26 protein-coding genes are annotated in these 22,246 nt (G+C 69.1%); 13 read left to right on the top strand and 13 right to left on the bottom strand.

Going from position 1 to position 22,246, the window contains the following annotated elements:
- Nucleotides 1–38 precede the first annotated feature (38 nt).
- Nucleotides 39–842 carry an arginase family protein gene (locus RQG77_RS02295; RefSeq protein WP_311243256.1) on the top strand — a complete coding sequence of 268 codons (804 nt, stop codon included), beginning with the start codon at nt 39–41 and terminating at the stop codon, nt 840–842.
- Entirely contained in the window at nt 839–1,321 is a 483-nt protein-coding gene (locus tag RQG77_RS02290) for a Fe-S oxidoreductase (RefSeq protein ID WP_311243255.1), read from the top strand. Before RQG77_RS02295 ends, RQG77_RS02290 begins: the two co-directional genes overlap by 4 nt.
- On the opposite strand, the gene RQG77_RS02285 is transcribed toward RQG77_RS02290, so the two are convergent.
- Genes RQG77_RS02285 through RQG77_RS02275 form a run of 3 tightly spaced genes read right to left on the bottom strand, consistent with a single transcriptional unit; the run spans nt 1,279 to nt 2,978 of the window.
- Entirely contained in the window at nt 1,279–1,749 is a 471-nt protein-coding gene (locus RQG77_RS02285) for an SIP domain-containing protein (protein ID WP_311243254.1), read from the bottom strand. The genes RQG77_RS02290 and RQG77_RS02285 overlap by 43 nt on opposite strands.
- Nucleotides 1,750–1,782: 33 nt before the next feature.
- On the bottom strand, nt 1,783–2,505 hold the full coding sequence (locus tag RQG77_RS02280) for a tyrosine-protein phosphatase (RefSeq protein ID WP_311243253.1): 723 nt from the start codon (nt 2,503–2,505) through the stop codon (nt 1,783–1,785).
- Nucleotides 2,502–2,978: a carboxymuconolactone decarboxylase family protein gene (locus RQG77_RS02275; protein ID WP_120493161.1), complete on the bottom strand. Its 477-nt coding sequence runs from the start codon at nt 2,976–2,978 to the stop codon at nt 2,502–2,504. The genes RQG77_RS02280 and RQG77_RS02275 overlap by 4 nt, the downstream gene beginning before the upstream one ends.
- Before the next feature lie 171 nt (nt 2,979–3,149).
- Between RQG77_RS02275 and RQG77_RS02270 the strand changes: the two genes are divergently transcribed.
- The 6 genes from RQG77_RS02270 to RQG77_RS02245 all read left to right on the top strand — a co-directional run bounded on the left by RQG77_RS02270 (nt 3,150) and on the right by RQG77_RS02245 (nt 9,090).
- On the top strand, nt 3,150–4,076 hold the full coding sequence (locus tag RQG77_RS02270; protein ID WP_311243252.1) for an alpha/beta hydrolase: 927 nt from the start codon (nt 3,150–3,152) through the stop codon (nt 4,074–4,076).
- A gap of 93 nt (nt 4,077–4,169) precedes the next feature.
- Nucleotides 4,170–5,684: an ABC transporter substrate-binding protein gene (locus RQG77_RS02265; RefSeq protein WP_311243251.1), complete on the top strand. Its 1,515-nt coding sequence runs from the start codon at nt 4,170–4,172 to the stop codon at nt 5,682–5,684.
- Nucleotides 5,685–5,697: 13 nt separating this feature from the next.
- Nucleotides 5,698–6,645, top strand: a complete 948-nt coding sequence (locus RQG77_RS02260) for an ABC transporter permease (RefSeq protein WP_311243250.1) — start codon at nt 5,698–5,700, stop codon at nt 6,643–6,645.
- Entirely contained in the window at nt 6,642–7,511 is an 870-nt protein-coding gene (locus RQG77_RS02255) for an ABC transporter permease (protein ID WP_311243249.1), read from the top strand. Before RQG77_RS02260 ends, RQG77_RS02255 begins: the two co-directional genes overlap by 4 nt.
- The gene (locus RQG77_RS02250; protein WP_311243248.1) at nt 7,508–8,299 is read left to right on the top strand and encodes an ABC transporter ATP-binding protein; all 792 of its coding nucleotides are present in this window, start codon (nt 7,508–7,510) and stop codon (nt 8,297–8,299) included. The genes RQG77_RS02255 and RQG77_RS02250 overlap by 4 nt, the downstream gene beginning before the upstream one ends.
- On the top strand, nt 8,296–9,090 hold the full coding sequence (locus RQG77_RS02245; protein ID WP_311243247.1) for an ABC transporter ATP-binding protein: 795 nt from the start codon (nt 8,296–8,298) through the stop codon (nt 9,088–9,090). The genes RQG77_RS02250 and RQG77_RS02245 overlap by 4 nt, the downstream gene beginning before the upstream one ends.
- A gap of 9 nt (nt 9,091–9,099) precedes the next feature.
- Here RQG77_RS02245 and RQG77_RS02240 read toward each other — a convergent pair whose 3' ends face one another.
- From RQG77_RS02240 to RQG77_RS02225, 4 genes are read right to left on the bottom strand one after another with little or no spacing between them, the layout of a single operon-like run.
- Nucleotides 9,100–9,717 carry an N-acetyltransferase family protein gene (locus RQG77_RS02240; protein ID WP_311243246.1) on the bottom strand — a complete coding sequence of 206 codons (618 nt, stop codon included), beginning with the start codon at nt 9,715–9,717 and terminating at the stop codon, nt 9,100–9,102.
- Nucleotides 9,718–9,721: 4 nt separating this feature from the next.
- On the bottom strand, nt 9,722–10,432 hold the full coding sequence (locus RQG77_RS02235; RefSeq protein ID WP_311243245.1) for a uracil-DNA glycosylase: 711 nt from the start codon (nt 10,430–10,432) through the stop codon (nt 9,722–9,724).
- 3 nt (nt 10,433–10,435) lie between these two features.
- Nucleotides 10,436–11,218, bottom strand: a complete 783-nt coding sequence (locus RQG77_RS02230; RefSeq protein WP_311243244.1) for an SDR family oxidoreductase — start codon at nt 11,216–11,218, stop codon at nt 10,436–10,438.
- A complete protein-coding gene (locus tag RQG77_RS02225) occupies nt 11,212–12,186 on the bottom strand; it encodes a DMT family transporter (RefSeq protein ID WP_311243243.1) in 975 nt (324 codons plus the stop codon). Before RQG77_RS02225 ends, RQG77_RS02230 begins: the two co-directional genes overlap by 7 nt.
- Nucleotides 12,187–12,220: 34 nt before the next feature.
- Here RQG77_RS02225 and RQG77_RS02220 point away from each other — a divergent pair, with 34 nt between their 5' ends.
- The 4 genes from RQG77_RS02220 (at nt 12,221) to RQG77_RS02205 (ending at nt 16,659) form a co-directional block, all read left to right on the top strand.
- Nucleotides 12,221–12,811, top strand: a complete 591-nt coding sequence (locus RQG77_RS02220) for a TetR/AcrR family transcriptional regulator (protein WP_311243242.1) — start codon at nt 12,221–12,223, stop codon at nt 12,809–12,811.
- 142 nt (nt 12,812–12,953) lie between these two features.
- The gene (locus RQG77_RS02215; protein ID WP_056308393.1) at nt 12,954–14,276 is read left to right on the top strand and encodes a bifunctional o-acetylhomoserine/o-acetylserine sulfhydrylase; all 1,323 of its coding nucleotides are present in this window, start codon (nt 12,954–12,956) and stop codon (nt 14,274–14,276) included.
- A gap of 149 nt (nt 14,277–14,425) precedes the next feature.
- On the top strand, nt 14,426–15,364 hold the full coding sequence (locus RQG77_RS02210) for an endonuclease/exonuclease/phosphatase family protein (protein WP_311243241.1): 939 nt from the start codon (nt 14,426–14,428) through the stop codon (nt 15,362–15,364).
- Between the two features lie 86 nt (nt 15,365–15,450).
- Nucleotides 15,451–16,659 carry a homoserine O-acetyltransferase gene (locus RQG77_RS02205; RefSeq protein WP_311243240.1) on the top strand — a complete coding sequence of 403 codons (1,209 nt, stop codon included), beginning with the start codon at nt 15,451–15,453 and terminating at the stop codon, nt 16,657–16,659.
- Here the strand turns inward: RQG77_RS02205 and RQG77_RS02200 are convergent.
- The 3 genes from RQG77_RS02200 to RQG77_RS02190 are packed head-to-tail and all read right to left on the bottom strand — an operon-like array spanning nt 16,656 to nt 19,307.
- Entirely contained in the window at nt 16,656–17,273 is a 618-nt protein-coding gene (locus RQG77_RS02200; protein WP_311243239.1) for an NUDIX domain-containing protein, read from the bottom strand. The genes RQG77_RS02205 and RQG77_RS02200 overlap by 4 nt on opposite strands.
- 28 nt (nt 17,274–17,301) lie before the next feature.
- Entirely contained in the window at nt 17,302–18,522 is a 1,221-nt protein-coding gene (locus RQG77_RS02195; RefSeq protein WP_311243238.1) for an MFS transporter, read from the bottom strand.
- A complete protein-coding gene (locus RQG77_RS02190; protein WP_311243237.1) occupies nt 18,519–19,307 on the bottom strand; it encodes an AraC family transcriptional regulator in 789 nt (262 codons plus the stop codon). Before RQG77_RS02190 ends, RQG77_RS02195 begins: the two co-directional genes overlap by 4 nt.
- Nucleotides 19,308–19,355: 48 nt before the next feature.
- On the opposite strand from RQG77_RS02190, the gene RQG77_RS02185 reads away from it, so the two are divergent.
- A complete protein-coding gene (locus RQG77_RS02185; RefSeq protein ID WP_311243236.1) occupies nt 19,356–19,814 on the top strand; it encodes a DUF2000 domain-containing protein in 459 nt (152 codons plus the stop codon).
- A 16-nt stretch (nt 19,815–19,830) separates the two neighbouring features.
- Here the strand turns inward: RQG77_RS02185 and RQG77_RS02180 are convergent, their stop codons facing one another.
- The 3 genes from RQG77_RS02180 to RQG77_RS02170 are packed head-to-tail and all read right to left on the bottom strand — an operon-like array spanning nt 19,831 to nt 22,234.
- Entirely contained in the window at nt 19,831–20,157 is a 327-nt protein-coding gene (locus RQG77_RS02180; RefSeq protein WP_311243466.1) for a thiamine-binding protein, read from the bottom strand.
- A 5-nt stretch (nt 20,158–20,162) separates the two neighbouring features.
- Nucleotides 20,163–21,401 carry a hypothetical protein gene (locus tag RQG77_RS02175; protein ID WP_311243235.1) on the bottom strand — a complete coding sequence of 413 codons (1,239 nt, stop codon included), beginning with the start codon at nt 21,399–21,401 and terminating at the stop codon, nt 20,163–20,165.
- Nucleotides 21,398–22,234 (bottom strand): NAD(P)H-hydrate dehydratase, encoded by an 837-nt coding sequence (locus RQG77_RS02170; protein ID WP_311243234.1) that lies wholly within the window; start codon nt 22,232–22,234, stop codon nt 21,398–21,400. Before RQG77_RS02170 ends, RQG77_RS02175 begins: the two co-directional genes overlap by 4 nt.
- Between the last annotated feature and the right edge of the window lie 12 nt (nt 22,235–22,246).

The raw sequence follows: 22,246 nt of genomic DNA, 5'->3' as shown, positions 1-22,246 counted from the left end.
CGTCCGGGGCATCCGCTCTTTCATAGCTGGAGGCACCCATGGTGCGATTCCTCGTCGTCCCGCAGTGGCAGGGCTCCCCTGCACCGCGCGCGATGCTCCTCGTCGACGGCGCATCCGCGATCGCCGGTGATCTTCCGCGCGCGTCGACCACCGTGCTCGATGTGCCCGTCGAGGCCGGAGAGTCGCTCGGCACGGGCGTCCGCCGCCTCAGCGCCCTGTTGCGCACTCGCGAGCTCGTCGACGCGGCGATGACGACCGACACGGTCGTCGTGGGAGGAGACTGCAGCGTCACCGTCGCGGCCCTCGCCGCCCTTCCCGGCGGCACCGACGATCTCGCGGTGGTCTGGTGCGACGCGCACGCCGACATGAACACACCCGAGACGTCGCCGTCCGGTGCGTTCTCCGGCATGGCTCTCCGGGCGGTGCTCGGCGAGGGAGAGCCGCAGCTCGCGCTCTCCCCCGGCATCCCGCGCGACCGCGTGATCACCGTCGGGATGCGCGATCTCGACGACGCCGAGGTCGCTGCGCTCGACGGCCTCACCCCGCTCTCGGTGGCAGACCTCGACGATGCCGATGCTCTGGCCGCCGCCGTCGTGGCCACCGGCGCGAGCCGGGTCTGGGTGCACATCGACGTCGATGTGCTGGATCCGGCAGAGATAGCCGGCGTCTCCTCCGCGTCGCCGTTCGGACTCGCTCCCGCCACCCTGAGCGCGGCGATTCGCGCTCTCCGCACGCGCGTTCCGCTGGCGGGCGCGACGATCGCAGGATTCGCCCCGCGTTCACCGGCCGACGCGGTCGAGGATCTCGGGGCGTTGCTGCGCCTGGTCGGAGCGGTGGCATGACCGAAGGCTGGCGCCCAGCGGCGGAACGTGCCCTCGAGCGGGGTCGCCGATTCGACCGCCGCATCCCGTCGTTCCTGCTGCGATCGCCGATCAGTCGTATCGGGTACTGGTGGGGAACCGCGGTCGGCTGGGTGTGGGGATCGCTGTGGAGCACCGGTCCCGTCGAGCGCCGGGCGGACCTGTGGGTCTTCCGCGGTATGCCGAACTGGACCTTCAACCGTGGCGGGGTGTGCGTGGGCGGGTGCTTCCTCACCGGCGATGCTCGTCCGACCGATGCCGTGCTTCGCCATGAGGCAGTGCACAAGGCCCAGTGGCTCCGTTACGGCATCCTGCTGCCGGTGCTGTACCTGTTCGCCGGGCGGAATCCACTCCACAACCGCTTCGAGATCGAGGCGGGTCTGGAAGACGGCAATTACGTTCGCCGGGCGACCGCTCCTCAGCGCTCGGAGGGAAGCAGCCCGAAGCGCTCCGGCGCGTAGATCTGCGCGGGCTGGAGGTCGAGTGATCCTGTGAGGTGCTCGACGATGTCGGCGGTACCGAGGTATCCGCCCAGCAGCGTGACGTGGGTCTCGAGTTCGTCGTCGCAGAGCATCTCGTCGGCCCAGGCGCACGTCGCGCGAGCGAGCGCCTGTCCCGGTGCGCACGCACGGCCCGTTCCGGGGGCGCCGGAGCGTTCTGCCCGAGCCAGCCACGTCACGGTCATGCGGCCGGGCGCGTCGATCACGCCGATGTCCGAGGCCTCTGCGACCTCGATGAAGATCCGACCGGATGCACACAGCGGCAGAGTCGCGAGGAAGACCTCGAGTTCGGCGAGCGAGTGCTCGTCAGCCGTCACCAGGTGGTGTGCGCGACGACGCGCGGCGCGGCGCTCTGCGCGCGTGCTGCGGGTCTCGAGAAAGGTCTCCATGATGCTTCCATGGTACACCACGCGAAGGGTTGCCTAACCTTGGTCGGCGACCGATTCCACGAGAGCGGCGTGCAGCGCGTCCAGTTCGGCATCGGACATCCCGTTCGCTCGGAGGTAGCCTGCCGCTGACCCCCAGCGCGCGTCGACGCCGTCGAGCAGCGCCCGCATGACCGGCGCAGGCGACTGCGTGGCCAGCGCCACCGCGTGCACCGCTTCGGGATGCTGAGAGCGAAGGTAGGCGGCGATCCGCTGCGACCTCTCGGGAGGAAGCTGCGACTCCGTGAGTGCGTAGTCCTCGATGATCGCGTCGCGGTCGGCACCGACGGCTGCGAGAGCGAGGGCCACCGTCACCCCGGTGCGGTCCTTGCCCACCGTGCAGTGCACGAGCGTCGGCTCCCCCGCCGCGATGATGCGGATGGCAGCGACGAGCCTCTCACCGCTCTCCTCGAGAAGGTGCAGGTAGAGATCCTCCAGGCTGGTGTCCGTCTCGAAGAACGAACGCACCGACCCGAGGAACAGAGGAAGGTGTGTCGTGTCGGGCCCGTCGATCTCGGTCGGCTCGGCGGCGACCTCCTCGCCATCCCGCAGATCGACGATGTGGGCGATCCGCTCGCGGACCGCATCGGCGCCGGCGCCCGTCGCCCCGGACAGCTGACCGGAGCGAAGCAGGATGCCGGAGCGGATCCGTCCACCCTCGGCGGGCATCCCCCCGACGTCCCTGACGTTGTTGACGCCGTCGAAGTCGAGGACGGTCATGCCTGCGCCTGCGGGGCCCGGGGTGGAACCGGGTAACGGCCGGCGATGACGACGCGGTTGAACGCGTTGATCGACACGCAGGCCCAGCTCAGGGCGGCATACTCCTTCTCGGTGAAGACGGCACCGACGCGGTTGTACAGGTCATCCGAGATCCCGTCCTCCGAGATGAAGGTGAACGCCTCGGCCAGCTCGAGCGCCGCCTCCTCCCGTTCACTGAAGACGCCGCTCTCGCGCCAGGTGGCGATCTGCATGAGCGTGTCCGTGTCGATCCCCGCCTTTACCGCGCGATCGACATGGATTCGCGTGCAGTAGCCGCATCCGTTCAGCTGCGAGCAGTGGATCATCACGATCTCCTTGAGGCGATCGTCGATGCCGTTCGTCGCGCAGATCTCGCCCACCGTCCGAGAGAACGCATCGAGCGCCTGATAGGCGGCGGGCTCGGTCTTGGAGAGGTGCACTCGCGTCTCGCTCATACCTCAATGATATTCCGTTGTGCGGGTATCTCGGCGGGCTCACCGAGTGTGACCAGAATGCAGATTGCCAGGCGGAATGCATCCGCGAGCGATGTAATGCGCGCTCACAGCGTACAAACTCTTGGCATTCTGATCCCGCATTTCCCGCATATGCGTTCCTCAGAGCAGAATATGGAGGTGGCGATCGACATCACCGAGTTCAGCTATCTTCCCGCACAGGCCGAGGCGCTGGGCGTTCCCGTCCCTCCGAGCGAGCGGCTGACATTGCCGCTCCCGGACGGTCGCCGTGTGAGCGGTGTCCGCTACGGAAGCGGATCGCCGCAGATCACGCTCCTGCACGGGGCCGGCCTCAACGCGCACACCTGGGATACGACCGCTCTCTCGGTGCAGCAGTCCGTGCTGGCGATCGATCTCGCGGGGCACGGCGACTCCTCCTGGCGCGACGACGCCGATTACACCCCTCGAACGCTCGCCGTGGATGTCGCCGCGGCACTCGACGCCTGGACCGACCGGCCGCAGATCCTCGTCGGACAGTCCCTCGGCGGCCTCACCGGGGCGGCGGTGGCCGCGGCGCGCCCCGACCTCGTCGCCGCGCTGATCGTCGTGGACATCACCCCTGGCATCGACACCTCGGCCGGCCCGGCCGCTCTGCGTGAGTTCTACGCAGGCCCCACCGATTTCGCGACCCGCGGCGAGCTGGTCGATCGTGCGATCGCCTTCGGCTTCGGCGGCGCGCGCCCCGACACGGAACGTGGCGTCTTCCTCAACACGCGAGTGCGCCCGGACGGACGCGTGGAATGGAAGCACCATTTCGCTCACCTCGCCGCGCAGGCACTCGCCGCGCACGACCCCGGCGACGTCTCCACTCCCTCGGTCCTCAACGCCACGGGGTGGCAGGACCTCGATCAGGTGACGGCCCCGGTGACGCTCGTACGCGCGATCGACGGCTTCGTCAGCGCTGCCGACGCGGAAGATTTCGCCCGCCGTCTTCCCGACGCGAGCGTGGTCGCGATCCCGGCGACGCACAACGTGCAGGAGACCGCTCCCGTGCAACTCGCCGCACTGATCACGGACCGCGTCGCGACCACCGGATTGTGACGTTCCGTTCCACATCCCGCCCCACCTGCCCGACACATCCCTAGGCTCGTTCCACCGGCACACAGCAACTGCCGCACCGAGAGGAAACAACCCATGTTCCGACGTACGCGACGGCTCGCGCTCTTCTCCGCGATCGCGGCGAGCGCCGTCATCCTGAGCGCCTGCACGGGCACTGCGGCCCCCGAGACCACGGCGCCCACCGGCGAACCGGATCCCGATGCCACGCTGCAGGTGGGGCTCGTCCTCGAGCCCACGAACCTCGACATCCGTCATACGAGCGGTGCTGCTCTCGAGCAGATCCTCATCGACAACATCTACGAGGGTCTGATCAGCCGCACGCAGGAGAACGAGATCATCCCTCGGCTCGCTTCCGACTATGAGGTGTCCGACGACGGACTCACCTACACGTTCACACTGAACGACGGCATCACCTTCCACAGCGGCACCGCTCTCACCTCCGCCGACGTCGTGGCCTCGTACGAAGCGGTCCGCACGGACGCCACGCTGCAGGGCAACGCCGAGTTCGCCTCGGTGGCCTCGATCACCGCGCCCGACCCGACGACCGTGCAGATCGTGCTGACCGAGCCGAACCAGAACTTCCTCTTCTCCCTCACCGGGCCGGCGGGGCTCGTGTTCCAGGCGGGCGACACCACCGACCTCAAGACCGCGGAGAACGGCACCGGCCCCTTCACCCTGACCCGCTGGAACAAGGGCAGCACGATCACGTTCGCCCGCAACGACGCCTACTGGGGCGATCCTGCCGGAGTGGCCGAGGTCGAGTTCCAGTACATCCCCGACTTCACCGCCGGTGTGAACACGGCGCTCGACGGCGGCGTCCAGGTGCTCACCGCCGTGGATCCCAACCTCGCATCGCAGCTCGAGGGCGACTTCACCCTCACGACGGGCCGCACGACCGACAAGGCGACCCTCGCGTTCAACAACGCCAAGGCTCCCCTCGACGACGTCCGGGTCCGTGAGGCGCTGCGTCTCGCGATCGACCACGAGGGGCTCGTCGAGGCCGTCGGTGCGGGGTCGACGCTGTATGGCCCCATCCCCGAGCTCGACCCGGGCTATGAGGACCTCTCGGATGTCGTCTCGTACGATCCGGAGAAGGCGAAGGAGCTGCTCGCCGAGGCCGGCCAGGAGGATCTCGAGCTGACCCTCACGATCCCGAGCTTCTATGGCACGACCGTTCCGAAGGTCCTGATCTCCGATTTCCAGAAGGTGGGCGTGACACTCGACGTCGACTCGGTCGAGTTCCCCACCTGGCTGGAGGACGTCTACACGAACCACGACTACGACCTCAGCTTCGTGCTGCACGTCGAGCCGCGTGACTTCGGCAACTTCGCGAACCCCGACTACTACTTCGGCTACGACAACGCCGAGGTGCAGGGCCTCTACGCCGACGCACTCGCCGAGGTCGACCCCGACAAGTCGGCGGAGCTGCTGGCGAAGGCCGCACGTATAGTCTCCGAGGACCATGCGGCCGACTGGCTCTACAACGGGGCGACGATCACAGCGGTGAGCCCGCTCGTCTCCGGATTCCCCCAGGACTCGATCAACTCGCGCATCGACCTGGCAGGCGTCACCGTCGCCACCGAGAAGTGACGACGCTCACTTCGTGATCCGATATGCGCTCGTCCGAGGAGCCCTGCTCGTGGCAGGGCTCCTCGTGTCGAGCGCGTTGATCTTCCTGACCCTCCGTGTGTTCCCCGGCGACGTCGCTCAGCTCATCGCCGGCACGCAGGCCTCCCCCGCCGAGGTCGAGGCGCTCCGCGAATCCCTGGGCCTCAACCGTCCTCTGCCGACGCAGTACGCGGAGTGGATCGGGGGGATCTTCCGCGGCGATCTCGGCACCTCCCTGCTCTCCGGCGCATCCGTCGGGGAGGAGCTGCTGCTCAAGGCGCAGGTGACCGTGCCGCTCGGCATCATGTCACTGCTGATCGCCGTGCTCATCGCTGTGCCCTTCGGAATCCTCGCCGCTGTGCAGCGCGGCCGTCGCGGGGGCACCGCCCTCAGCGTCGGCGCACAGGCCCTCGCCGCCGTGCCCGTGGTCTGGGCGGGGATGATGCTGATCGTCGTCTTCTCGGTGTGGCTCGGGTGGCTCCCTCCGCAGGGATTCCCCCGTACGGGATGGAGCACGCCTCTCCAGGCGATCGAGTCACTGCTGCTCCCCGCTCTCACGATCGGCATCGTCGAGGGCGCCATGCTCATGCGCTTCGTGCGCAGCGCCACACTCCAGGCGGCGGGTCAGGATTTCGTCCGCACCGCTGCGGCCAAAGGACTCACCCGCACCCGAGCACTCATCTCGCACGGCATCCCCGCAGTGGGCCTGTCGATCATCACGGTCCTCGGGCTCCAGATCGCCGGGATCATCGTCGGCCTCGTCGTCATCGAACAGCTCTTCACCCTGCCGGGCATCGGACGGATGCTGGTCGCCGATGTCGGGACGCGTGACCTGATCAAGGTGCAGAGCGAGCTGCTGGTGCTCACCGGCTTCGTCCTCGTCGTCGGCTTCCTCGTCGACCTGATCCATCGGGCGATCGATCCCCGCCAGAGGGAGGCATGATGCCCGGTTGGCTCCCGAGGCTGTGGCGCACCTCCACAGGGCGCTTCGGACTGATCGTGGTCGCCGTCATCGCGGTCACCGCGCTCGTCGCGCTGTTGTGGACGCCGTTCGACCCGCAGGAGTCCGACGTCCGCAACCGCTGGGCGGTTCCCAGCTGGCCGCACCTGCTCGGCACCGACGACACCGGACGCGACATCCTCAGCCTCCTCATGGCGGGCGCGCGGACCACGGTGTTCGTCAGCGTCGGAGCCGGGATCATCGCGACTCTCGTCGGCATCGCCCTCGCCGGCCTCGGCGCGCTCACCGCCCGGTGGCTGCGCGAGACGGTCGCCGTGCTCGTCGACATCCTGATCGCGTTCCCCGTGCTGCTGATCGCCATGATGATCTCCTCCGTCTGGGGCGGTTCGCTCTGGGTCGTCATCTGGTCCGTCGGCATCGGCTTCGGTGTGAACATCGCGCGTGTCACCCGCCCCGAGCTGCGCCGGGTGCAGCAGAGCGACTTCCTGCTCGCCGCCCGGGCATCCGGACTCACGACCTCGCAGAGCCTCGTGCGCCACCTGCTGCCGAACGTCGCACCCGTGTTCATCGTGCAGCTGTCGTGGTCGATGGCGGTCGCCGTGCTGGCCGAGGCCGGACTCTCGTATCTCGGCTTCGGCGCCTCGGTCACCGAACCGAGCTGGGGGCTGCTCCTCGCCGACCTGCAGCGCTACATCGGCGTGCATCCGCTCTCGGTCATCTGGCCGGGGCTCGCCATCACGCTGACGGTGCTCGCGCTCAACCTCCTCGGCGACGGCCTGCGCGAGGCCACAGACCCGACGCTCCGGCACCGCGCGGCGGAGATACATACCCCGGCGGTGGTCGCATGAGTCTCGTCGTCGAAGACCTCGTCGTCCACATCGACGGTCGTCCCGTCGTCGACGGCATCTCGTTCGAGGTGCCGGACGGCGCCAGAGTCGGCCTGATCGGCGAATCGGGCTCCGGCAAGTCGCTCACAGCCCTCGCGGTGCTCGGACTCCTCCCCGACGGAGCGACGGCGAGCGGCAGCATCCGCTGGAACGGCACGGAGCTGATCGGCATGCCCGACCGAGAGCTCGCCGAGCTCCGGGGCGACGAGATCGGGATCGTGTTCCAGGAGCCGCGCACAGCGCTCAATCCCATCCGTACCGTCGGTCGGCAGATCGCCGAGTCGGTCCGCATCCACGAGGGCATCGGCCGGCGCGAGGCGCGAGCGCGCGCCATCCAGGAAGCCGCCCGTGTGCGGCTCCCCGACCCGGAATCGATCGTCGACCGGTACCCGCATCAGCTCTCGGGCGGTCAGCGGCAGCGCGTGGCGATCGCGATGGCTCTGGCCTGCCGCCCTCGACTGCTCATCGCGGATGAGCCGACGACCGCGCTCGACGTCACCATCCAGGCCGAGATCCTGTCGCTGCTGCTGACGCTCGTCGAGGAGCAGGGCATGTCGCTCGTGTTCATCACGCACGACCTCGCCGTGCTCGCACAGGTCGCGACCCGAGGCGTGGTGCTCGAAGACGGTCATGTGGTCGAGCAGGCGCCGGTGAGCACGCTGCTGAGCAGCCCCGCCTCTCCGGTGACTCAGGGTCTCCTCCGCGACGCGACCGCCACGCTCTGGCGCCCGGACGGGGGAATCCGATGAGCCTGATCGAGGCACGCTCCCTCCGTCGCGACTTCGTGGTGCCCAAGCGTTCGGCGTTCGAGCGCACCAGGACGCAGACCGCGCTGGCGCCCACAGACCTCGACATCGCCGAAGGCTCGTCGGTCGGCATCATCGGGGAATCCGGATCGGGCAAGTCCACACTCGTCCGGCTGCTGCTCGGACTGGATCGTCCGACCTCCGGCACGGTCGAGGTCGACGGCAGGGCCGTGGATGCCACGGCATCCGCGCGCTCGCTGCACTGGCTTCGACGTCAGACGGGTCTCGTTTTCCAGGATCCCTATGCCTCACTCGACCCGCGGATGACGGCCGCCCAGATCATCCGCGAGCCGCTGTGGGCCCTCGGCATCGACGGCGACCACCGAGCGCGTGTCCGGGAGGTGCTGCAGCAGGTGGGCCTCGAGCCCGACATGGCCGACCGCTATCCGCACGAGTTCTCCGGTGGGCAACGTCAGCGGATCGCCCTGGCGAGGGCTATCGTGCACGGGCCGCGCATCCTCGTCGGGGACGAGCCGCTGTCCGCCCTCGACGTCACGGTGCGCGCTCAGATCCTCGACCTGCTGCTCGAGCTGCGCCGCTCCTCGGACCTCACCCTGATCCTCGTCTCGCACGACATCGGAGTGGTGCAGAACCTGTGCGACACGGTCGTCGTGATGAAGGACGGGAGCATCGTCGAGCGGGGTTCCACCGAAGAGGTCCTGCTGCACCCGACGCACGACTACACGAAGACGCTGCTGGCCGCGATCCCGGTCATCCCCGCTCCCCCGGAGTGACCGCTGCGCTCACCGACCCGAGCTCGTGCTGAAGAACCTGCGGCGCCGGGTGGGGCGCAGCGCGCGGCGCATGTAGACGGTGCCGAGGTCGCGACCGAACTTGTGTCCGACCCGGCCCATGCGCCCGGCCTCGACGAAACCGAGCTTGGCGTGCAGCCGGATAGACGCATCGGCCTTCGTGTCGCTGATCACGGCGACCATCTCTCGGATGCCGAGCTGCTCGCATGCGTCGATGAGAGCCTGCAACAGAGCGGCTCCGAGTCCCTTGCCGCCGGCTCCCGGGCCCAGATAGATCGAATCCTCGACCGTGTAGCGGTAGGCGTTCTTCCCTGCCCACGGCTGGGCGAGCGCATAGCCGATCACGACGCCCGCCGGAGAGACGGCGACGAGGAAAGGCAGTCCGAGCCTGCTCAGCAGGGCGAACTTCTCCCGCCAGTACGGGATGCTGCTGCGCCTCTCGTCGAGCGTCACGACGGAGTTGCTCACGAAGTGGTTGTAGATCTCGCGCACGTACGGGAGGTCTCCGGCGCGCGCGGCGCGGATCGAGTACGAGAACACGTCGGGCTCGGGCTGCGGGCGCAGATGGCGCGGCAGCACACGGCGGCGATCACCGGGCTCGAACTGCATGCGATCAGCTTAGACGCGGCTCCCCGTCGACGCGCCAGTCGACAGGGGTCGCGCCCTGCCGTTCGAGCAGCTCGTTCGCACGCGAGAACGGCCTGGAACCGAAGAAGCCACGACGGGCCGACAGCGGCGAGGGATGCGCAGAGGCGATCACCGGCGTATCACCCAGCAGCGGCTGCAGGTTCTCGGCGTCCTTGCCCCACAGGATCGCAACGAGTGGCCTGTCGCGCGCGACGAGGCTCCGGATCGCCAGCTCTGTGACCGCCTCCCACCCCCACCGACGGTGCGAGCCCGCCTCACCGGGGCGCACGGTCAGCACCCTGTTCAGCAGCAGCACGCCCTGATCGCTCCACGCCGTGAGGTCACCGTGAGGCGCGGGAGGGATGCCGAGATCGGTTTCGCGCTCCTTGTAGATGTTGCCGAGGCTCCGAGGCAGCGGACGGACGTCGCGGTCGACCGCGAATGACAGCCCGATCGGATGACCGGGAGTCGGATACGGGTCCTGACCGGTGATCAGCACCTTGACCTCCGACATCGGGCGTCGGAACGCGCGCAGCACGTGGTCGCCCGCCGGAAGATAGCCGCGCCCCGAGTCCTGCTCCTCGCGGAGGCGCTCACCCAACGCCGTGATCGCGTCCTGCGCCGGAGCCAGAGCGCCAGCCCACTCGGGGTCGATCAGGTCGTCGGCAGCGAGTTCGGCGAGAGTGCGCGCAGCCATCGATCAGTCGATCGGGCGCACCCGCAGCGGGCCGCGGGCGAGCAGGTGGTTCGCGGACTGCGCGACGGGGCGCATCGTGATGAGGTCGAGGTTCACATGGCCCGGCGCATCCAGCGCGTACGCGATGACATCGGCCACGTCCTCGGCGCGCAGCGGCGCCTCGACACCCGAGTACACCGCCTCAGCGGCCACCGCGTCGCCACCGAGCCGGTTGAGCGTGAACTCCTCGGTGTGCACCATCCCCGGAGCGATCTCCGCGACGCGGATGGGCTCGCCGTTCAATTCGAGGCGCAGCGCGTGCACCAGCATCGACTGCGCGGCCTTCGCCGCGTTGTATCCGCCGCCTCCCGCATAGGCCACCTGCGCGGCGGTCGAGGTCACGAACACCGTGTCCGCGTGTCCGTCCGCCGCTGCCGCGCGGCGCAGGAGGGGCAGCATCCCCGCGACCAGCCGCTGGCTGGACAGGACATTGGCGTCGTACATCCACTGCCAGTCGTCCGTCGACGCGTTCTCGATGCGGTCGGTACCGCGTGCGCCACCGGCGACCTGCACGAGCGCGTGCACGGGACCGGAGGCCTCGAGCTCTCCGATCAGCGCCGCCACGGCATCCGGATCCGTCAGGTCGCAGGCGATCGTCGACGCTCCGGTCTCCTCCGAGAGCGCGGCCAGGCGGGATGCGCGCCTGGCGACCCCGACCACTCCCCAGCCGCGGGCGCGCAGAGCACGCACCGTCGCCTCCCCGATTCCGGAACTCGCACCGGTCACCACTGCACGCCTGTTCACCATGCCTCCACCGTACGATGTCCCGGCCGCGAACGCTGGTGCACGCCGCCGGGTCGCGGTTTCCGGTCATCGTCGTCGGGGCGGGGGTCGCCGATCAGGACGACGGCGACTCCGATTCCGCACAGAACGAATCCGATGACGGTGACGAGGGTGAGCGGCTCCCCGAGCAGCATGCCGCCGGCGAGCGAGGTGGCAGGCGCGATCAGGAACAGCAGCGCCTGAAGCGCGGTGATGCCCACCCGCCGCAGAAGCCACCAGTAGAGGCCGTACGCCGCCAGGGTCGGGAACACGGCGGTCAGGACGACCGCGAGCCAGAACGACGCCGACGACGGCGGGGTCAAGGCGCCTGCCACTGCCGCGATCACCAGCAGCAGCACCGCCGTCACCGTGACGTGGACCGTGAGAGTCAGGAGCACCCCGGTCTCCACCGACGACTTCCGCTGCAGCAGCGTTCCGACGATGAGGCACACCATCGCGACGGCAGGCAGTAGATAGGCGACCAGCGGGGCAGCCGAGGATCCGAACTGCGAGCGGACGACCAGGAGGACTCCGACCGCCCCGACCCCGAGTCCCACCCACTGCGAACCTCGCACGCGCAGACCGAGCACCGGACCGACGAGCACGGCGACCACGAGCGGCTGCACGGCGTCGATCAGAGCGACCGTTCCCGTCGCGATGCCCGCGGCGACGGACCCGTACACCGCGACGCAGTATCCGAACTGCGCGAAGAGTCCGATCGACGCCTGAGCGCGCAGATCACGACCGCTCACTCCCCTGCCCGCGCCGGTGATCAGGACGACGGCGAGGAGGACCACGGCGAGCGGCACGAAGCGCCAGACGAGGAGCGTCAGCGCGGAGACATCGACGGTGGCGAACGCCGGGATGATGAACCCCGAACTCCAGGTCACGACGAAGGCAGCCGAGGCGGCGACCGTCCCCACAGCACGAAGTACACCGATCTGTTTACTCATGGGAACGACTATACAGACGGGTATAGTCATTCCCATGACGCAGCCGGTTCCGGAACTCGTCCCCCTGACCCCGGGAGGACGGCGTGTCCTCGACGCCGCTTCGAAGCTCTTCTACGAGCGAGGCATCCATGCCGTGGGCGTCGACACGATCGCCGAGGCCGCCGGGGTCACGAAGAAGACGCTCTACGACCGGTTCGGGTCGAAGGAGGCCCTGGTCGTCTCCTATCTGCAGCACCGTGACGCCCGATGGCGCGACCACGTCGCGTCAGAGCTCGCCCGAGTGCCGGAACCCGGCCCCGAGCGCGTGCTCGCGATCTTCGATGCCGCGATCTCATGGTCGGACGAGAACAGCCCCAAGGGGTGCAGCGCCATCAACGCTCGCGCCGAGATCGGCGAGGGCAACGACGACCACCCCGTGTTCCCCGAGGTCTCCCGGCAGAAGATCTGGCTGCTCGACGTGTTCGAGGAACTCTGCGCCGAGGCCGGCGTGGGCGATCCCCGCGCGATGGCCCAGGCGATGATGCTGCTCTACGAAGGCGCGATCGTCACGGTGGGGATGGCGACGTTCGCCGAGCCGTTCGCGATCGCGCGCACCTGGGCGGCGGCACTGCTGGCGCAGGACTGAGCGCCCGACCGGCTCTGGCCGCGCGCGGGCCGTGTTCATTACGTCACATGTCCCACTCGCTGTTGACAGCTGCCGATATTCCGTACTGTCTCTTGCAACGACATCAGTCGAATCGACCTTCCAACAGTTCCAGGGGGAACACATGTCCGCACCCGAGACCTGGCGTTTCGAGACCAAGCAGATCCACTCCGGCGCTGCTCCCGACCCGGTGACCAAGGCCCGCGCCACGCCGATCTACCAGACCACGTCGTACGTGTTCGACAGCGCCGACCACGCGGCGAACCTGTTCGCCCTGGCCGAGTTCGGCAACATCTACACCCGCATCCAGAACCCGACCCAGGACGTCCTGGAGCAGCGCCTCGCCGCGCTGGAGGGGGGCACCGGCGCCCTCGTCCTCTCCAGCGGCCAGGCAGCGTCGACGTTCGCGGTCCTGAACATCGCGCAGGCCGGCGACCACATCGTGTCGTCGAGCTCGATCTACGGCGGCACGTACAACCTGTTCAAGTACACGCTCGCGAAGCTCGGCATCGAGGTCACGTTCGTCGAGAACCAGGACGACCCCGAAGAGTGGCGCCGCGCGATCCGCCCGAACACGAAGCTCTTCTTCGCCGAGACCATCGGCAACCCGCAGATCAACATCCTCGACATCCGCACCGTCGCCGACGTGGCGCACGAGGGCGGCGTGCCGCTGATCGTCGACAACACGATCGCGACCCCGTACCTGATCCGTCCGTTCGAGCACGGCGCCGACATCGTCGTGCACTCGGTCACGAAGTTCCTCGGCGGCCACGGAACCACCATCGGCGGCGCGATCATCGACGGCGGCACGTTCGAGTGGTCGAAGAACGTCGAGCGGTTCCCCGGCCTCACCGAGCCCGACCCCTCGTACCACGGCGCCAGCTACACCGCGGCGGTCGGCGACCCGCTCGCCTACATCATCAAGGCGCGCGTGCAGCTGCTCCGCGACCTCGGATCGGCCATCGCACCGCAGAGCGCCTGGAACCTCATCCAGGGCATCGAGACCCTGTCGCTGCGCATCGAGCGCCACGTGCAGAACGCCCAGGAGATCGCCGAGTGGCTCGACAGCCGCGACGACGTCGCCTCGGTCAACTACTCCGGCCTGCCCTCCTCCCCCTGGTACGCCAAGGCGAACCAGTACGCCCCCAAGGGCGTCGGAGCCGTGCTGTCGTTCGAGCTGAAGGGCGGCGTGGAGGCCGGTCGCGAGTTCGTCAACAGCCTCTCGCTGTTCAGCCACCTCGCCAACATCGGTGACGTGCGCTCGCTCGTGATCCACCCCGCGTCGACCACGCACGCGCAGCTCACGCCCGAGCAGCAGCTCACCGCCGGCGTCACGCCCGGCCTCGTGCGACTGTCGGTCGGCATCGAGAACATCGACGACCTCAAGGCAGACCTCGACGAGGCTCTCGCCGCGGCTCGCCGCGTGTCGGAGGCCGCTCGCGCCTGATCAGGCGCTCAGCTGTCAGGAGATGCCCCGGGCTGCGGCTCGGGGCATCTTCGCGTCCAGGGCCAAGCCATTCTGCGCCCGGCGAGCAGAGCGCTCGGCTGGCGCACAGACGTCTGCGTCGAGAATGGAAGGCCTGCCCGGAGGAGTCCATGATCGACGTCACCACGAAGCCGACCGCACGTCGACACGCGTCCCCGCGTGCCGGACGCGTCATCGCCGTCGTCGGGCTGGCGCTTCTCGTCGGGATCATCTGCACCTGGGTCCCCGGCGTCGTCGGCACCGCTGCAGCCGCTGCTCTGCCGTGGTGCGGGCTCGCCCTCGCCGTGCTCGTCGTCCTCGCGCTGGTCCTGGCGCGTCGCGTCACGCTGGTCCTGCTCGCGCCCGTCCTCGTCTGGACCCTCGCGATGCTCCCGTCGGCTCCCGGTCTCGCCGCGGCCGCGCCCCCGCAGAGCACGCCGATCGAGATCGTCAGCCAGAACGTGCGCGCCCACTCGGGAGGAGCGGCGGCATCGGCGGCCGAGCTCGCCGACATGTCCGCCGACGTGATCGCCCTCACCGAGCTCGACGGCGACAGCCTCGAATCCGCACGAGAGACCCTCGCCTCCGCCTATCCGCATTCGTACGCGATCGGCACGGTGGCCGTCTGGAGCCGCTATCCGATCGCGGACGCACAGCCGCTGACCCTCGGACTCGACTGGAAGCGCGCGCTCCGGGTCGTCGTGAACGCGCCGGAGGCCGACGTCGCCGTGTATGTCATGCACGCAGCGTCCGTGCGTCCCGGCGTGCAGCAGGAGCGCGACACGATGCTCTCGGGGATCGCCGACGCCGTCGCCTCCGACCCTGCGGAGTCGATCGTGGTCGTGGGCGACTTCAACGCCGCATCAGCCGACCCCGCTCTCAGCGCCGTCCGCGCGCAGCTGGACTGGGTCAGACCGACCGACGGCACCCTCGGCCTCACCTGGCCCGCAGCGCTTCCCCTCGCCCGCATCGATCATGTCTTCGTGCGAGGACTGACGGTGCTCGAATCGACGACGGCGCGCGTCGGGAACAGCGACCACCTCGCCACGGTCACGACCGTGGCCGGCTGAGAGCCATCCCGCCGCGGCCTCCGCACGACGCACCCGGGAACCGTAACGTTCGTCCGACGCATCGCCTGCCGGGCGAGAATGGAAGCATGGACTGGCAGACGACCTCTGAAGACACGGTGCCCTCGGCGCCCGTGACGGAGGCCGACGTACGTCTGCTCCGCGCGCGACCACCCGCGACCGGCGCCTGGCGCGACGGAGACCCCGCCGGCGGACGCCGATTCGCCTCCTTCGGCGCCTTCCCCACCGAGAGCGGCTCGGAGCTCCCCGGCATCCGCCTCGCCTACGAGACCTGGGGAGAACTGAATGCGGCGCGCGACAACGCGATCCTGATCCTGCACGCTCTCACCGGCGACAGCCACGTGCGCGGCGCCGCCGGCGCAGGGCACCCCACCACCGGCTGGTGGGACGACATCGTCGGCCCAGGTGCCCCGATCGACACGGACCGCTGGTTCGTCATCGCGTCGAACATGCTCGGAGGATGCCAGGGATCCACGGGCCCCGCGAGCATCGCGCCGTCCGGATACGAGTGGGCATCGCGCTTCCCGTACCTGACGATCCGCGACCAGGTCGCCGCCCAGGTGCGACTCGCCGACGTTCTCGGCATCGACGTCTGGGCAGCCGTCGTCGGCGGCTCGATGGGCGGCATGCATGCGCTCGAATGGGCGGTCTCGCATCCCGAGCGCGTCGAACGCCTCGCCGTGCTGTCGTCTCCCCCGGTGACGACCGCCGACCAGATCGCGCTCAATACGGTGCAGCTCGAGACGATCCGCATGGATCCGCGCTTCCAGGGCGGCGAGTACTACGACCTCGCCGACGGAGACGGTCCGCACCGTGGCCTCGCTCTCGCTCGCCGCATGGCGCTGCTGAGCTATCGCAGCCCCATCGAACTCAATCAGCGGTTCCAGCGCTCGTGGCAGTCAGGCGTGTCGCCTCTCGGGCACGGCGGACGATTCGCGGTCGAGTCGTACCTCGACTTCCACGGCAACAAGTTCACCCGGCGTTTCGACGCGAACAGCTACATCACCGTGGTCGAGGCGATGAACTCGCACGACGTCGGACGTGACCGCGGAGGGGTCGAGGAGGCGCTCCGCGCAGTGACCGCCACCACCCTCGTACTCGGGATCGACAGCGACCGGCTGTTCCCCGTCGATGGACAGCACCGCATCGCGCGGAGCATCCCGAACACCCTCGACGGCGACGAGGCGGTCGTCCTCAGCAGCGACTTCGGTCACGACGGTTTCCTCATCGAGACCGAAGCGGTCGGAAGGCATCTGCGCCGGCTGCTCGACAGCTAGCTCGAAACGATCCGCCACGGCAGCGAGCCGGTCTCGAGCCGCAGCCCCTCCCACTCGAAGGCGGTGCCCAGGTCCGACTCGACGATCCTCGTCGAGAAGTGGCGCGCGACGCCACCCGCAGAGAGCGCCTCCCCGGGGTTCCCGAACCGACTCAGCTGATGCAGCGTCACCCAGGTCGGGGGAAAGAGCATCCACTCCCCGGCGGCGTGCTTCCGCAGCGCGTCGGCGGGCGTGATCCAGGTCGCATCGACGACCTCGTCGGCAGAGACCTGCAGCGCGCCCTGCGGGGCGTCCAGGGCATTCGCCAGGAAGAACCAGGTTCTGATGCGGACCGGCGCCCCGACTGGCGGCTGCCATCGGGATACGACGACAGGGTCGGTGATGACGAGGCCGACCTCCTCGAACGTCTCGCGGACGGCGGCACGGCGGGCGTCGTCCTGCTCATCGTCGCCGTCGCGGCGATCGCGCTGCTCGACCTTGCCTCCCGGGAAGACCCAGGCGCCGGAAAAAGATCCGCGGTCAGGGCGGCGCATCAGCAGCACCTCGAAGCCCTGCGCAGTGGCTCGCAACAGCACAGCCGTGCCTGCGACGGGAAGGTCGTCCGGCTCGGTCACACGCTCACTCTACGACCGCAGCACCGGGTCAGGTCGAAGCGAACGCGGGCCTGCGGGCCTCCACCCGATACGACAGGAGTGCGATCAGCAGCCCTGCCACCGCGAGCGCCGCGCCGGTCCACGAGGGAGCCGTGAAGCCCCAGCCGCCGGCGATCACGACACCGCCGAGGAAAGCGCCGAGGCTGTTGCCGATGTTGAGCGCCGAGTGGTTCATGGCGGCCGCGATCGACTGATTGTCTCCCGCCACGTCCATCAGCCGGGTCTGGATGGTCGGCGACAGCACCGACGATACGAATCCGACGACGAACACGAGCAGCGCGAGCGTGATGATCCAGAACGAGAACACGGCGAGAAGCGCGAACACCACCGCCATGGCGGCGAGTCCGAACAGCAGCGTGCGGCGGAGGTCGATGTCCGCGAGATGCCCGCCCACGAGGTTCCCCACCGTCATCCCCAGCCCCATCAGGACCAGGATGATCGGAACCGCCCACTCAGGTGAGCCGGCGACATCCGTCACGAGCGGGGCGATGTAGCTGTAGACCGCGAAGAATCCGCCGAAGCCGATCGCCCCCACTCCGAGCGTGAACCAGACCTGCGGGATGCGGAAGACACCGAGCTCTTCACGCATCGTCCGCCCGGGTGAACCGGGGTGCTCCGGCACGAAGAAGACGATGCAGACCGTCGCGAGCGCGAACACGAGCGTGACGACGGCGAAGGCCGCCCGCCAGCCCCAGATCTGACCGAGGAAGGTTCCCAGCGGCACCCCGACGACGTTCGCCACGGTGAGACCCGTGAGGATGAAGGCGACGCCCTTGGCGCGATTGCCCGGCCCCATGACCTCGGCGGCGACGAGCGCCCCGATGCCGAAGTATGCTCCGTGCGGCAGACCCGCGAGGAAGCGCGACGCGCCGACGAGCTCGAACGTCGGCAGGAACACCGTGAGCGCGTTGAAGACGGTGAGTGCCACCGCGAGGCCGATCATCACGCGGTGCCGCGGGTAGCGCGCGACGAAGCCGGCGATGGTCGGCGCGCCGACCACGACACCGAGGGCGTAGAGCGAGATCAGCCAGCCGGCCTGGCTCAATGCGTCTTCGGGGCTGCTGGCCCACAGCGTGGGCAGGAGCTCGCTTGCGATGTTGGGCAGGAGGCCCATGACGACGAACTCGGTCATACCGATGCCGAAACTGCCGATGGCGAGGGAGAGGAGCGCCCACTTCGCCGCACCCCTCGATTCAGTCGAGGGATTCACCCGTCGATTCTACGGGTCGCGAACGCCCCCGGCGTCGTGCCGAGCACCCGTCGGAAGTGGCGCGTGAGGTGGGCCTGGTCATAGAACCCTGCGTGCGCCGCGGCCGACGCTGGCGAGACGCCGTCGACGAGCATCCGACGCGCGAGGTCGATCCGTCGGCTGAGCACGTACTGGTGCGGCGCGAGCCCGTATGTCTGGGAGAACACCCTCGAGAGGTGGCTGGGGTGCGCCCCGAACTCCGCCGCGACCTCGGCCAACGTGAACGACTCGGAGAACCGCTCGTCGAGGAGCGCGTGCACCCGGCGGGCGAGTGGTGCGTCATCGAGGCCGTTCCCCGCTGACCCGAGATGGGTGAGGATCGACTGTCGCAGCACGAGAGTCCAATGCTCCGCGGCGAGCAGGTCTCCGGGCTCGGCAAGGGCCGCATGAACCCGTCGGGCAGCCATCAGCGTTGTCGTGCTCGGCACAGTCGGGCGTGAGACCGACAGGCCCGAGGCGTGCGCGGGAAGCCAGGCGCTGTCGAGATACACCACGCGCTTGCGATAGATCCGACCGTCGACCGCGGACCGCCCGTTGTGCGAGATCCCAGGAGGCAGGACGGTCACTGCCCCGGGTGCCGCGATGTGTGCGGATCGCCCCAGATCATACGAGACGGCTCCCTCGTCCACGAGCATCACCGTCCACCCGTCATGCGCGTGCGGAGGATAGGCATGGCCGAACGCCGCGTGATAGACCTCGCGCACCGACGGCACCGCAGGGTGCCACGCTCGCAGAAGTTCCGGCATGCAAGAAACGTACAAGACGATCTTGTGCGTCGGCGCGATCGTGGAACCATGGCCACTGACTCACTGCCGACCGCTCTCCCGTCCGCCACGTCTCACCGATTCGACACGAAAGTCGTCGTGCTCCTGAGCGAAGGGCTCACCGCGTGGCAGGAGCTGAACATCACGTCGTTCCTGATGTCCGGCATCGCCGTCAGCACACCAGGTCTCACCGGCCAGCCGTACCGGGACGCCGACGACAACGTCTACCTCCCGATGCTCCGCCAGCCGGTCCTGGTGATGACGGCGGATGCCGCACTGCTGAGCGCCGCACGCGGCAAGGCCACAGCCCGTCCCGACGTGACGATCGCCGTGTACACGAGGGAGCTGTTCGCGACAGGGCACGATGACGCCAATCGAGCGGCCGTCGCCGCCGTCGCGGCCCACGACCTCGATCTCGTCGGCGTCGCACTGCGCGGTCCCCGCAACGCGATCGATCGGATGACCAAGGGAGCGCGCCTCCACGACTGAGGAGGGTGGTTCAGCCCTACTCGGACTCGTCGATCGCCGCTTCCAGTCGCTCGATCTTCGCCTCGAGCTCGCCGGAGTAGCCGGGGCGGATGTCGGCCTTCAGCACCAGCGACACCCGCGAGCCGAACGGCATCACGGCCTCCGTCGCGCGCTTGACCACGTCCATGACGCTGTCCCAGTCCGGTCCTTCGATCTCGGTGAACATACTGGTCGTGCGGTGCGGAAGGCCCGATTCCCTCACGACGCGGACGGCGGCGGCGACAGCGTCGTGCACGGAGGCGTCCGAGCGCTCCGATCCGTCGGAGGGTGCGCCGCTCGGGGCGACGGAGAAGGCGATCAGCATGGGTTTCACTCCCGGTTCGTTGAGGGTCGGTGTGCGGGCACTCGGACGACGGCGCGGATGCCGACGACCAAGGCCACGACGAGCAGGACGTTGCGCAGGCTGAGAATCGCGACGGGAAGCATCTCGGCGCGCAGCAGCGCGTCGTAGTTCAGCGGGTAGACGAAGCACGTGAGCGCGCAGAGCGCGAGCACGAGGACGGCAGGAACCGCGGCTCGCGCGCGATCGAGCACGAGCCAGAGGATCACCGGCGGGATCAGCCAGGTCTGGAACTGCGGCGAACCGACCTTGTTCAGGACGATCAGCGCGGTGACGAGCGACAGTGCGAGCGGCGGGAAGAGGCGAGGGAAGGATGCTCCCCGCATCGCCTTGACCGCGCCGATGACCGAGATGACGATGACGAGAACCGCCATCAGAGGAGTCAGCGCCGCACCGACGGCATCCGCCCCCTGTGCCTCGATCTGGAACGTGAGGATCTCGAAGCTGTACTCGATACGAGCGGATCCGGCCACCGCGAGCCACAGGAACGGCGTGGCGGCGACCGCCTCGATCTGCAGGCCGCGTCCGGTCTGCTGGGTCAGGAACCCCAGGATCTCGGTATCGGCTCCGAGCAGGAGCAGAAACGCGATGACGCCGGCCGTCACGGCCAGGGCGGTGAGCAGGATCCGCATTCTGCTTCTGGCCGCCACGACCGCCGCGAGCAGCAGTGCTCCGGGCCAGATCTTGATCCAGGCGCCGATCGTGAGCAGCGCGGCCGCCGTGGCCGGTCGACGGGTGAGCCAGAGCCCCGCGATCACCGCGAGGGGCACCGTGATCGCATCGATCCGGTAGAGCGCGATCGGCCCGAGGAGGAGCAGCGCGGCGGTCCAGAACCACGCGGCGGTTCGTCGTGGCTGCGAGGGCGAGCGGCCGAGAAGCACGCCGAATACGACCGCGTCGAGAACGGTGACGAGCACCGCCCAGGCGATCAGGTACGCCTCCGAGACGCCCAGCACCGCGATCAGGGGCACGGAAAGGACCTTCGCCACGAGCATCGGCACGAGCGCGAGCTGGGGGTACACCCACGTCTCGGTGATCCCGACGATCGGACCGCCCGAGAGCGCCGCCGATGACCAGGGCTCGTACACCAGCACGACATCGCCCATCGGCTGGCTCGGGTAGAGCCACCCCGTCACCGCGACGACGACGTGCACGAGCAGGAAGGCGCTCCAGAGCGCGAAGGTGCGCATGGTCGGGTTGCGTCTCACGCGAGGACGTCCGCGACCGCGCGAGGAAGCGCTTCCGCCACATCGAGGGCGACGATCGGATGCCCGTGCCCGCCGCTCTGTGCTCCGACGCCCGCCGCGATCCGCCCCGCATGTCCGTGCAGCCAGGCTCCGGACGCGGCGACCTCTGCGAGCGGCGCATCGGGATTCGCGGCGAGCAGCGCACCGAGCACGCCGCCGAGCACATCGCCGGTTCCCGCCGTCGCCAACCACCCGGTGCCCGCGTCCACGCGGATCACCGAGCCGTCGGGGTCCGCGATGAGCGTCTGCGCGCCCTTGAGAAGCACGACCGCGCCGAGCCGTGTCGCGACATCCGCCGCCGCGCGCGCACGGTCCTCGTGCGGAGCCGATCCGATTCGCTCCTGCAGCCGCGCGAACTCCCGCCCGTGCGGGGTCAGCAGCAGCGGCGCTCGCGATCCTGCGGCAAGGTCCAATGCGCCAGCATCGACCACCACCGACACCTCGCCGTCGAGGATCTCCCGCAGCTCGTGCTCGTCGTCCGCCGTGCGCATCGCCGGGTCCGTCCCCGACCCGATGACCCACGCTCCGACACGCGCGCAGGAAGCCTGGGGGCTGACGACGGTCTCGGGGCGCCGCGCCATCACGGCGTCCGCCGCGCGGCCGTCTCCGATGTACCGCACGAAGCCCGCGCCCGTGCGCCATGCAGCCTCGACGCCCAGCACCGCGGCGCCGGGGTAGGTCGCAGAGCCGGTTCGCAGTCCGACCACCCCGCGCGAGTATTTGTCGTCCTCAGCCCACGGAACCCGCAGGAACCGCGCGGCGTCGTGACGGGACCATTCGCGCACATCGGACATGACTCCACGTTA

It is taken from the genome of Microbacterium sp. WCS2018Hpa-23 (assembly GCF_031843845.1).
In the GTDB taxonomy this organism is placed as follows: Bacteria; Actinomycetota; Actinomycetes; order Actinomycetales; family Microbacteriaceae; genus Microbacterium.
Note: the sequence above shows the minus strand (reverse complement) of the source record. Positions and strands in the feature narration are given on the sequence as shown.